This is a genomic window from Terasakiella brassicae, assembly GCF_014641495.1.
Taxonomy (GTDB): Bacteria; Pseudomonadota; Alphaproteobacteria; order Rhodospirillales; family Terasakiellaceae; genus Terasakiella; species Terasakiella brassicae.
Window position 1 is genome coordinate 59,454 of sequence record NZ_BMHV01000019.1, and the last position, 12,207, is coordinate 71,660.

10 protein-coding genes are annotated in these 12,207 nt (G+C 45.6%); 5 read left to right on the forward strand and 5 right to left on the reverse strand.

Annotated features, from left to right (window positions below):
• The 4 genes from IEW74_RS12895 (at position 1) to IEW74_RS12910 (ending at position 5,756) form a co-directional block, all read left to right on the forward strand.
• Complete coding sequence (locus IEW74_RS12895; protein WP_188665880.1) at positions 1-1,038, forward strand: trans-3-hydroxy-L-proline dehydratase; 1,038 nt, start codon at positions 1-3, stop codon at positions 1,036-1,038.
• Between the two features lie 4 nt (positions 1,039-1,042).
• The gene (locus IEW74_RS12900) at positions 1,043-1,972 is read left to right on the forward strand and encodes an ornithine cyclodeaminase family protein (RefSeq protein ID WP_188665882.1); all 930 of its coding nucleotides are present in this window, start codon (positions 1,043-1,045) and stop codon (positions 1,970-1,972) included.
• A 3-nt stretch (positions 1,973-1,975) separates the two neighbouring features.
• Positions 1,976-3,472: an L-serine ammonia-lyase, iron-sulfur-dependent, subunit alpha gene (locus tag IEW74_RS12905; protein ID WP_188665884.1), complete on the forward strand. Its 1,497-nt coding sequence runs from the start codon at positions 1,976-1,978 to the stop codon at positions 3,470-3,472.
• Positions 3,473-3,614: 142 nt separating this feature from the next.
• Positions 3,615-5,756: a methyl-accepting chemotaxis protein gene (locus IEW74_RS12910; RefSeq protein WP_188665886.1), complete on the forward strand. Its 2,142-nt coding sequence runs from the start codon at positions 3,615-3,617 to the stop codon at positions 5,754-5,756.
• A gap of 50 nt (positions 5,757-5,806) precedes the next feature.
• On the opposite strand, the gene IEW74_RS12915 is transcribed toward IEW74_RS12910, so the two are convergent.
• From IEW74_RS12915 to IEW74_RS12930, 4 genes are all read right to left on the reverse strand, one after another.
• Positions 5,807-6,403: a hypothetical protein gene (locus IEW74_RS12915; RefSeq protein WP_188665888.1), complete on the reverse strand. Its 597-nt coding sequence runs from the start codon at positions 6,401-6,403 to the stop codon at positions 5,807-5,809.
• A gap of 28 nt (positions 6,404-6,431) precedes the next feature.
• Positions 6,432-7,253 (reverse strand): DUF4384 domain-containing protein, encoded by an 822-nt coding sequence (locus tag IEW74_RS12920; RefSeq protein ID WP_188665890.1) that lies wholly within the window; start codon positions 7,251-7,253, stop codon positions 6,432-6,434.
• On the reverse strand, positions 7,250-8,689 hold the full coding sequence (locus tag IEW74_RS12925; protein WP_188665892.1) for a S1 family peptidase: 1,440 nt from the start codon (positions 8,687-8,689) through the stop codon (positions 7,250-7,252). The genes IEW74_RS12920 and IEW74_RS12925 overlap by 4 nt, the downstream gene beginning before the upstream one ends.
• Before the next feature lie 93 nt (positions 8,690-8,782).
• Positions 8,783-10,276: a caspase family protein gene (locus tag IEW74_RS12930; protein ID WP_188665894.1), complete on the reverse strand. Its 1,494-nt coding sequence runs from the start codon at positions 10,274-10,276 to the stop codon at positions 8,783-8,785.
• Positions 10,277-10,665: 389 nt separating this feature from the next.
• Between IEW74_RS12930 and IEW74_RS12935 the strand changes: the two genes are divergently transcribed.
• Positions 10,666-11,532, forward strand: a complete 867-nt coding sequence (locus IEW74_RS12935) for a tyrosine-type recombinase/integrase (protein ID WP_188665896.1) — start codon at positions 10,666-10,668, stop codon at positions 11,530-11,532.
• 63 nt (positions 11,533-11,595) lie between these two features.
• Here the strand turns inward: IEW74_RS12935 and IEW74_RS12940 are convergent.
• Positions 11,596-12,207, reverse strand: a 612-nt coding sequence (locus tag IEW74_RS12940) for an IS3 family transposase (RefSeq protein WP_188665898.1), incomplete at its 5' end; no start/stop codon positions are given.

Consider the following 12,207-nt stretch of genomic DNA (forward strand, 5'->3'; position numbering starts at 1 on the left):
ATGCGGTCAAACAAAATCATTCATATCGTTGGCTGCCATGCTGAGGGTGAAGTTGGCGATGTTATTGTCGGCGGTGTTGCCCCGCCACCCGGCGATACTTTGTGGGAACAATCGCGTTTTATTGCCAAGGATGAAACCTTGCGCAACTTTGTCCTGAACGAGCCACGCGGCGGGGTCTTTCGTCATGTCAATCTGTTGGTGCCACCCAAGAACCCCAAGGCGCAAATGGGTTGGATCATTATGGAACCCGAAGATACGCCGCCAATGTCCGGGTCCAATTCCATCTGTGTGTCCACGGTTTTGTTGGAAACAGGTATTTTGCCGATGGTGGAGCCGGAAACCAAAATGACGTTGGAAGCCCCCGGCGGTTTGGTTGAAGTCACAGCAAGCTGTAAAGACGGCAAAGTCGAAAAAGTGACCGTCCAAAATGTACCTTCCTTCGCAGATAAACTGGATGCCACGTTGGAAGTTGCCGGACTGGGAACGATTACGGTGGATACGGCCTTTGGCGGGGACAGTTTTGTTATGGCGAGCGCCCAGGAACTGGGATTTACCATTACCCCGGATGAAGCCCGCGATTTAGCGGAAATTGGGATCAAAATTACCAATGCCGCAAATGAACAATTGGGTTTTCATCATCCGACAAACCCGGATTGGACACATTGTTCTTTCTGTCAAATCCATGCCCCGATGATCGAAGAAGACGGGATCAAGTCTGTAAAAAATACCGTTGTGATCCAACCCGGTAAGTTGGACCGTTCCCCAACCGGAACCGGGGTGTCTGCCCGTATGGCCGTGTTACATGCGCGCGGTTTGATGGAAGTTGGCGAACGTTATATTGCGCGTTCGGTTATCAATTCACGTTTTGACGGACGGATCGTTAAAACGACCAAGGTTGGCGAAAAAGACGCAATTGTCCCTGAGTTATCAGGTCGTGGCTGGATTACGGGCACATATCAGCACATGCTGGACCCCACGGACCCTTGGCCGGGTGGCTACCGGATCGGTGACACGTGGCCCATGTTGAAAGGTAAATAAGAAAATGAGCACGATCCCTTTTTTGCAGGCAAGTGATGTCGAACATAATTTAAGCTGGATGGATGTCAGCGATGCCATGATCAATGGGCATAAACAGCATGAACGTGCCGATATTGATGATATCCTGTTTAAGCATGGGGATGATGCCATGTTGAACCGTGCAGCATGGATCAAGGGGGCTGGCATTGGTGTTAAAACAGCAACGATTTTCCCTGAAAACCTGAAACGAAATCCGGTTCTGCCCAGTATTCATGCGGTGTTTAGCCTGTTTGATGATCAAACGGGTGTCCCAACCGCCTTGATCGACGGAACATTGGTGACGAAATGGAAAACGGCAGGGGATTCCATTTTGGGTGCGCGCCTATTGGCCCGCAAGGATAGCAAGGTTTTGACTGTGGTTGGGGCGGGCGCGGTCGCCGCGTCCTTGATTGACGCCTATCGTGAAGTCTTTCCCGGATTGGAAACAATTCAGTTGTGGAACCGTACTTTTGAAAAAGCCCAAAAGCTGGCGGATGAAAAGGGTGTTATCACCATTGAAAACTTACCTGAAGCGATAGAGTGTTCAGATATTGTATCCAGTGCGACCATGACGATTGAACCGTTCTTAAACGGGGATTGGTTTAAACCGGGCACCCATGTGGACCTGATTGGTGCCTACCGCCCCGATATGCGCGAAGCACAGGATAACTTATTAACCAAATCCCGCTTATTCGTTGATGCCCGTGAAACCACCATCCATGATATTGGAGAATTGCGTATTCCGATTGAACGCGGTGTCATTGGCGAAAACGATATCATTGCTGATTTTTATGATCTGTGTAATGGCGCAGCGGGTCGTACATCTGATGATGAAATTACCTTGTTTAAAAACGGTGGTGGGGCGCATCTTGATTTAATGACCGCGCTTTACATTCAAAAAACGGCGAAAGGTTAAACAATGCATTATCCCAGCATATTTAACGATGCCATTGGCCCTGTGATGCGCGGGGCGTCCAGTTCTCATGTTGCCGCAGCCCATCGGATTGGTGCCTTGGCACGTGATTATATGAACGGTGATTTCCATACAGTCCTCATTGAATATGACCCAAATGGATCGTTGGAACCGACCCATGAAAGTCAAGGTTCTGATATGGGGCTGTTTACCGCCTTGATGGGGTGGGATGTCACAGACGAACGTATGACAGAAGCCGGGCGATATCTGGAAGAAAGCGGATGTTCGGTTGAAATCCGTATTACCGATTATGGGGCGACACACGAAAATACTTATAAGCTGACCTTGGAAAGTGATGTGGATAAAGTCTGCATGATTGCGATTTCCACAGGTGGTGGCATGATCGAAGTGATCGAGATCAACGGCATCAAGCTTTCTATGTTTGGGGATTATCACGAAACCCTGATTTTCAGCGAAGATGAAACGCTGGTTGATGGGCAAAATGCAGATTATATCTTGAAACGCCAAAGGGTGATCCAAGTCAAAGGCCAAGACTTTGTCACGGTTCCCGATGGAATTGAGGTGCGCACAATGGCCCCGGTTTTGCCCATCGGGGCACGCAAAACCATGATGGTTCCCTTTGTTGATACAACATCCATGCTGGCCTTTAATGAGGATAAAAATCTCAGCTTGTGGGAACTGGCACTGAAATATGAAAGTGCGCGCGGCAATATCAGTGAAGAGATCGTGTTTGAAAAAATGCGCGACATTGTTCGTATCCTTGATCATTCCATCGATCAAGGGATTAAGGGCACGACCTATGAAGATCGGATTTATCCGGCACAAGCCCCAAAATATAAAGAAAAAACCGGGGCGAACAACTTCCTGAACCTTGGTCTGCATAATGATGTCATTCTGGCGGTGACGGCTTTGATGGATGTTAAAAGTTCGATGGGGGTGATTGTTGCCGCACCGACTGCCGGGTCATGCGGAACTTTACCGGGAACGTGTCTTGGTGTTGCCAATGCGCTGAATATGGACGAAGACCAAAAGGTCAAGGCCATGTTGGCGGCAGGATTGATCGGCGTTTTTATCGCCCATATGGCAACGTTTTCAGCAGAAATCGGCGGCTGTCAGGCGGAAACGGGATCCGGGTCCGGTATGGCTGCGGCCGCTCTTGTTACTCTGTTTGACGGCACACTTGATCAGTCTATCGGGGCGGCGTCAATGGCGTTGCAAAATACATTCGGTCTGGTCTGTGATCCGGTGGCAAACCGGGTGGAAGCCCCCTGTCTGGGTAAAAACGTTTTGATGGCTGGTAATGCCTTGTCAGCGGCCAATATGGCCTTGGCCGGGTTTGATCCGTTAATCCCGCTGGATGAAGTCATTATTGCCATGCATCAGGTTGGACAATCCATCCCCTGTGAATTGCGCTGTACCGGCAAGGGTGGTCTGGCGATGACACCGACGGGACAAAAGATTTTTAAACAAATGAACAACTAAGGAACGGGCGTTTCTTTCCGACATTTAAATCGGGAAGGAACCAACCGCACCATGATTTTTATGGAAGGCACGCGAACATGCGTTGTGTCAATGGATCCGCTTTGCCTGAAACAAGGTAAGAAGTCGTAGTGAGGAATAGATTATGCAAACGGGTGTTGGTTTTTTCACTCTATCAAAAAAGATCCCCAGTTTGGTGATTGGGGCGGCGTTGCTGAGCACATTAGCAATTGGTATTTCATCGGTTTTAAGCGGCAGTTCCATTTTGGAAGAAGCTTCAAAAACCCGGCTGGAGGCCCTGACAGCCTCGCGTGCCACACAGATTAACGAGATATTCCAACGCCTGAAAACGGACCTCAACCTGTTGGGCCAGACCCCTTCGACCATTAAAGGGGTCGTGAGCTTCACAATGGGGTTCGGGTCATCCGGCCGCTCCGGTTTGCGCAAGAAATATATCACAAATAACCCCACCCCTGAGGATCGCAAGGCTTATGACGGGGAAGACGATTTTTCTTTTTACGGGCAACAGCATAAACAGAACCACCCTTATTTCCGTTCCCTGATTGAAAGCTACGGCTACCCGGAATTGATGTTGTTTGATTTGAAAGGCAACATGATTTATTCGGTCAACAAACGTGATGATTTTGCCTCGAAAATTATTAAAAAAGATGAACCGGATAGTCCGTTGAAGACGCTGGTGCAAACCTTGATTGACGAGAAAAAAACAGACCTTGTTCTGGCAGCAGATTATTTTTCTTACCCTTCCTTGGCAGGGCAAAAAGCAGCCTTTGCCGGGCGGGGTATTTTTGCACAGGACGGGAACCTCGAAGGGGTGATTGTTTTGCAAGTGCCTGATAAGGGGATCAACGCGATTTTAGGTGATCGTTCAGGGCTAGGTGAGAGCGGGCGCATGATGCTGGTCGGCAATGATGGTCTGTTGCGTGGAACAAGCACGGGACCAGGCACAAGCAAGCTGGATTTGCCTGTCCTTTCTGCTGCTAAATCTCAAAAATTTGCAACCGATGTTTCTGTATCGGAAGACGGGCGAAACACATTGTACGCAGCACAAACGGTTTCTTTCTTCGATAAGGTCTGGTTTGTGTTGAGTGAGCAGGAAATGGATGAAATCCTGAAACCTGCCCATGATTTGAGCAATCGGATTTTAATCACGTCTGTGGCGTTGTTTATTTTAATCGGGGCGGTGGGGATGTACGCCAGTCGCTCCATCGTTTCGCCCTTGCAGAAAATTACGCAGGCGATGATGAATATCGCCAATGGGGATCTGGAACAGGAAACGCCAGCTTTATCACGTAGCGATGAAATCGGCAGCATGGCGCACGCGGTTGAGGTCTTTAAAAATAACGAGAAAGAAGCGGTGTATTTACGACAGTCTCAGGAGGCTGAACGTATCCGTAGCGAAGCCGATAAAATGCAGGCCATGTTGGAAATCGCAGACGGGCTAGAACAACGAACCGGCGAAGCAATTCAACAAATGAATACGGTGATTGAGATGTTAAAATCCAATTCTTCGGAAATGGCGCAAACCTCTCAGGCGACACGCACAAAAGCGCAAGATGTGCAAAGCTTTGCGCAAACCACTTCCTTGAATGTCTCAACCGTTGCCTCTGCCACACAGCAGTTAAAAGAATCCTCGTTGGAAATCGCACACGAAATGGACAAGGCCACCCATACAACCAAGGACGCGAGCGAGGCAGTTAGCGGGGCGATGCAGGTTGTGGAAGGTCTATCCCAATCGGTTGAAAGTATTGGCGATATTGTCGAACTTATTCAAAATATCGCGGAACAAACCAATTTATTATCGCTGAACGCCACGATTGAGGCCGCCCGCGCAGGTGAAGCCGGAAAAGGTTTTTCCGTGGTGGCATCCGAAGTCAAAGGACTTGCCATGCAGACGGCAGATGCAACGGAAGGCGTAAGCGAAAAAATCGCCCAAATCAACAGTGAAACCGAATTGGTCATCAAAGCCTTAAAAGATATTTCCGACAAGGTTTTTGAAGTCCAAAATGCCTCGGTCGGAATTGCTTCTGCAACCGAAGAACAAAACACATCTATCGACGATATTAATCAAAGCGTTGGCGAAGCCTCCAGCGGTACCCAGCATATTTCAGATTATATGGAAGATTTAACGCAACATTCCGAAGAAACGAATGCCTCGGTCGAAAATATGCATACGGCAATCGGCGAACTCGCCCATTCTTTCACCGTCCTTGGCAACGAAATCGATGCTTTCGTCAGCAGTATTCGCAATACCTCGAATAAGGGGTGAGGGAATTAACAACCTCTGTTGAAATTTCAGCGGAGGTTGTTAACAAGTCATTATTTTTTAGAAATATCTTCTTCAAGTTCTTTGAAAGCTTTGGATGCTCTTAGGCGCGTTTCCAGTATTTTACTTTTATTGACTTGATCAACCAGTAATCGGTTTGCTTTATCTACTGCAAAGTTAAGTAAGATGTATACGCGATAGTCCGTTCCACTTGGTTTTACCTCAACTTCTTCACGAGTGTAGCCAGATAAGTTCACTTCGCTAACGAGGTTTCGAGTTATACGCTCGATTTCGCTTACCAGTTCGGTTGTGTTTCCTGCAGAGGTTTCTGCGACAAAACTTTTCATTTTCGAACTCACAGACGAATTAATGCGGTCTGCAAGGTCCCTTTTTGCAAATAAAACAGCTTTGTCGACAGCCAATTGAAGGTCACTTGATGTTGCTGTCCCGGTTGCACTCAAGTAATTTTCATATATGGGGGGCGTTAAAAACCACCAAGGCATATCTTGAGACGTTTTCTGGACGGCGGCAATCTGTTCTTCTTTCTCTTGCGCCAGTTCTTCGGACGAACCCGGTTCAGGTACTGTTTGACAGGCCGCTAATAACGAAAAGGCCAAACTACCTGTTATCCATTTCATTGAACTTTTCATCTTTATTCCTTTCTATATCAGCCTGCGATTAATAATTTCTAGGGTTTGTCTTAATCACCATATATGCCCGTTTTATTAATCTGCTTTTTGAGCGTGGAATTTCCAAGAGGCGTTGATTGAAATCCTCAAGGCTATAGGCTTCGTTAAAATCAATGTCATCGATGGTTGCGACAATCAGTAAGTATTCATCAACGAGTGTCTCATCTGTCTTTAACCCCACAGGAAAACCAACGGTCATATCGTAGTTTTCACGCCCTTTGAGGGTGGGCACCGTACCGGCTGAAATAAAACGATTATTCCTATCCATGTGGTTTGGAAAAATTTTTAAAACTTGTTTTTCGGATTGTTCATAGGGCAGCCACTGAAAAACATTTACATACATGGCTTTTGAGGGTGTTAAAGATAAAAGAAGCGCCTCGCCATCTTTAAACGTTTTTTCATTCATACGAACGCTTAAATCAAAACTTGGGTCATAATTTCCTTTCGCCGTTTGAACGTTTACTTCCATTGAAACCAAACAGGTTCTGATATTCCCAGCAATAACAGATGTTTGACGTTTATAATTACGCACGCCCGTTATCATTCCGTTGATCGTTGACCAAGTAAAACGGTTGAGGTCACAATTCGCATTTCCCCCTTGTTCCTTACAGACAAGCATGTCATCTGAAATGAAACGTTCCCCTTGGATTTTTCTTAAGGCATTGTCTTTTGCGCGTCTTTCCGCACGTTGGCAGGCGGTTTTTTCAGTGAGATCGGGACCGAAATTATATTCGCCAGAAGAGTTTACCCAATCCGCATATGCATTCAGTGAAAAAAAACTAACCAAAAGAATAACCAGCATAATTTTCATCGTCGTGCTAGCCTCTGAACATAAACGACTTTGGGAAGCATTTCCTGATACAGCTCCTCTACGCTCATGGTTTCTTGATCAGATACATCAATAGGTTCTCCACCGTTCCATCCCATTAGGTCAAAGACCCGGCTAATTTTGATCCCTTCATTCACATCTTCAATTCGCTCTATCTGTTTCTCATTTTTGTTCCCTGTGGGGATGGCAAACCATTTCATCACGACCACGCCAATCAGATTGCCTTGCAAATCAAAGATCGGTCCCCCGCTGTTGCCTTTATTTACTTTTGCCGTCGTTTGAAACTTTGATTGTTGATTAAACGCACCGATAACCGCACTGACAGAACCTTCGGTCACTGAGGGCATATGTTTTCCAAGCATAAACGCCAAGGGGTAGCCCATAACAATTGACGTTCTTCCCGGTGTTGGGTCTCCCATTTCTTCAAGACGGATCGCGTAGTTTGCGTCATATGGTTTATCTAACTCCAAGACGGCCAGATCATTTTTATTTTTATGTGAGAAACGAATAACGGTTGCGTTGCGAACTTCGCCTGTTCCATTGCGTACAACAAGGCGTTCCGCACCTTCGACGACATGGTGGTTGGTGACAACATAACGTCCCTCATTGACGATAAAACCGGAACCTTGCCCCGCAGGTCGATAACCAAAAGGAATTTGAATCGGTTCGAAATGGCGTGCTAAAGAAAAGTTCGAGTTTTGTTTGTTATCCTGAAAGGGTTTCGCTTTTCTTCGCGCTGTATTTTTATGTTCTAAAACCCAGTTTAATATATTCTCAGCGCGATACTGATTGCCTTGCTTTTCATAAAGTTTTCCGGCTTGTTCGCGCGCCTTCACAGCTTTTCTCTCATAGCCAGCGAGCCACAAAAGTCGTCCAAAATGATCGAGAGCTTTTGCTCCGTTTATATTTTTTCGTGTGAAATCAGACAGCAAATTAAAAGCCTTTTTATCATCTCCCTGATCGTAAAGGAAATCGGCGTAGGCAATGGCAACATCTTCATTGCGGGCTTTTTGTTTAAATAATTTTTCTATACGTTGCTTCGCTTGATATGTGTTGCCTGTAGAGGCCTCAATTTTTGTAAGAACGATGTGCGCCCGCACCAAATCATCATTGTCGCGCAAGGCGCTTTGTGCGTAACGTTTGGCTTGTGTAATTTTCCCAACACCGAACAAGGCTTCTGCCAATCCAGCCATTGCTTCACCATCTTCCATTATGCTGGTGATGGCTTGTTCGAAAAACTCCAACGCTTTGGAGGGTTTACCAACCTGAAGGTAGATTTCTCCGATCAATTGATCTATTTGCGCGGCTTCCTGATTATCAACAGGTTCAATCGATTTTAATAGGCTTAAGGACTGGTCCAGACGTTCGAGGTCAATGGCGTCTCGAGCCTTCTGGATTTTTTGATAATTATCAGCCAAACCAATGGAAGGATTGAAAAGGCTTAAGCATAAAAGTATCTGACAAAAAAATCTGACACAGTGCTTCATATCCAGCCCTCTAAAATTGAGACTCTAATGTCCGATGATGATTTGCGCTTTTTGGTCTCGTCCGTAATAGCGCCGGGCATAATAAGTCATTGTATCTTCTAAATAGTTTTTAAGCTCATCATTCGAAATAAACCCATTTTTATCTCTATCGGCTTCACCTGACATCGCCTTCAGGTAATATTGAGTAAAAAGCCCATGAGACTTATTTTCTTCCCATGAGGCGATCTGATCAGGAGACCCCGCAGAAATAACTGTGATACCATTTGGGACGGTTGCTTTTTTGGGTTTCAAGAAAATTGGTGATGCATTGGCAACCAGTGTTCCGGCCTGAGATGCGCCGGAAAAACAGGCTTCAAGAATGACCGTGATATTTTTTGCTTTTAGTTTTGAAAGGTTATCATACAGCGTTTCTAGGCTGTAACCGTTTAAATCAATCCGAGATGCATCTGCATCGCTTGGGACCAAATAAGCACTTCCATCTTCATTACTGGGGGCGCCATGTCCTGCATAATAAATGTAAACACGGCTTTTATCCGGTTTAATCCAGTCGTGGAGCTGCCCTTTGTGATTAATGGTACTGCCAAATACGCGAATCATTTGACTGCCTGTAGCATCTTTTAGATCAATAATATTTCCGGGCTTGATGCCAAGTCCCTCCATAAAATATTTTTTAATACTTAAAGCGTCGGCGTAAGCCGGGGCTACATTGGGAATATCTTTAGCGAGTTTGGAATAATCAGCATTCCCGATAATGACAGCGATATCATCCTGATTTTGTGCAACTTTTTTATAAGTGACCTCTACAGGCTGCATCGGAAATCTTGGCGCCGGGGAACGGTAAACAGGTTGCGCAGGCTGAGCTTGAAAAGACGTGCTGTTTCTGACGATTTGTTGTCTGGCAGAACGCGCGGTCTGGGCCACTTGAATATTTTCATCCAAGGCGTATTGGGCGACGGGCAATACCTGTAATTCTTGCGCCCAACCATCAACCAGTCCTGCAATACGTTGACCGAAACTCCGCCCAATCTCTAACTGCGCGACCATGCCGACATCTTGGCGGCTTTCTGTTTTGGCACTGGTCCATATTACACCACCCGAGGCATCTATAGCCTTAAACTGACCTTGCGCACTGAAAAAACCATCCGGGGAAATTAAACAACCGCCTGCCCATTCCATTTTATTCAACCGTGCTTCAAAAATAGCGTCGACGCCACCGGCCTCGGCAACGGAATTGACAATTTGTGCATTGTCAAACAATCGGGAGAAGCGGTCACGAACGGTATCTGCAAATATCTTTCCATACGGCCCAGGTGCAGGCGGAACACCCCAGCACCCGGATTGACCAACCGTTGCAATTGCGAGTTGGCGTGTTTCCTCTGGAATGGCGACAGCAACTGAAATGGGAACTGATTGAAAAAATGAAACGTTTGGTGTTTCGACTTTTAAAGTATTTGTTGTCACGCAACTGCTCAGCGTGCCTAAGGCAACCAGTATCGTTAATGACTTTATTTTTATCATTTTTCGCCTCCTGGTTTCTTTGATCTGATGGATTATACATCATAATAATCTAGATCTGTACCCAAAAACCGAAAGAGACTCTATATCGCTTAGATCAATTTTAACTTGATTGATATGAGGTTGATATATTTTGCGCGAGAAATGACAAAGTATGAACATAGAAAAAGGGCTTGGCGCTGAAAAGCGGCCAAGCCCTTTTTAAATTCTGGTGCCCCCACACGGACTCGAACCGCGGACCTACTGATTACAAACCGACAAGAAAAAATTATCTTATTGATATTACTTTATTTATGAATATTATAGGTATCAGAAAAATACCGAATTATGGCTGATTAGTGGCTTTATTCTTACATATTTCGTAATCTTACACTTTTTATCTTACAAAAATTATGGCGCACCGTCTCAACATCCAAGATGTCCCCAATACTGAAAATGTAAAAATCTTCCTGAGAAATGGGGTTAAAAAGCCTATTTGGCAAATCCTACTCTATAAAGACCAGACAGAGGTTATCAAGTCCTCAAAGACAACAAGCCAGTCACAGGCTATCAAGATTGCTCAAGAGATGTTTAAAGCGAGCCAGAGAGGGATAAAGCTTGATGCCATTAACTTTGAGCAAGCATGCGTTTTATTTATTGAGCATCTTGAAAAAAAATCAGGAACCAAAGCCAATACACTACGAGACCGCAAAACATCAAATCGTGCCTGCCTAACGTTTGATGATTGGAAAGACGTTGATATTAAAAAAGTGGATGAGGACTATATTGAGGACTTCATCGAGTTCAGGCAAGACCAAGATAAAAGTGCAAGCACCATCAACTCTGACCTTACTTTTTTACGTCAATTATTTGAGTTTTGCCGCCGGAAAAAGTACGTTTATGACGTGCCGAAAATTAAGAATGTCAGCCTGAAAGACCAAGAGGCGAGACCCTCTTTTTCAATGCAAGAGATCAGACAGATCGCAAGGCATCTTAATCAGAAATACCAAAACTCATTTAATGCCAATGTAAAAAGCTTTAGTCTTGTAATGATGGGGGCACCCTTATCTCTCTCAATGGAGAAGCCAAAAGAGGTTGAAAAATGGCTTATGCTTAAAGCCCTCTTTTGGCTCATGTACGGTACAGGGGCTAGGCCATCAACCTTGGCCCGTTTGAAAGTTAGTAATCTTCAGAAGTCAAAAGGCCATTGGACATTTGTAGGCAGAACCAACAAAGGAAAGAAGCGGGAACAAATTATTGTACCGAGACGACGAACTTAGAAGTGGCCCCTATATGTTGGACAGTTTAGCAGCGAATTTAAGGTGGGATGCCTGAGTTAATATTTATGCTGCGATACCGTTCATCGGGGTTAACCCCGATGAACGGTAGTAAACCCAATTTGGCGGGACGCCGTCAAGGGCTGAATGTGGACGGTGTTTGTTATATTTCTCCATCCAGCGATTAATTTTCTGGCGGGCATCCTTGCCGCCTTCAAATCCGTAGAGATAGACACATTCATATTTCAGGCTTCGCCACAACCGTTCGATGAAGACGTTATCCATCCACCTGCCTTTGCCATCCATGGAGATTTTAATCTTCTGGTCTTTCAGCGTCTCGATCCAATCAAAACCGGTAAATTGGCTCCCCTGATCGGTATTAAAAATTTCCGGCTTGGGATATTTACTCAAAGCATCTTCCAGAGCTTCGACGCAAAAGCTGGCATCCATAGAGTTCGATAACCGCCAGGCTAAAACCTTGCGGCTATACCAATCCATGATGGCAACAAGATAGAGAAAACCTCGTTTCACGGGAATGTAGGTGATATCGGCACACCAGATCTGATTAGGTCGATCAATAATGAGGTTCCGCAAAAGATAAGGATAAATCTTGTGTTCGGGATGCGGCTTGGAGGTGTTTGGCTTTTGATACAAAGCTTCCAGCCCTAACAGCTTCAT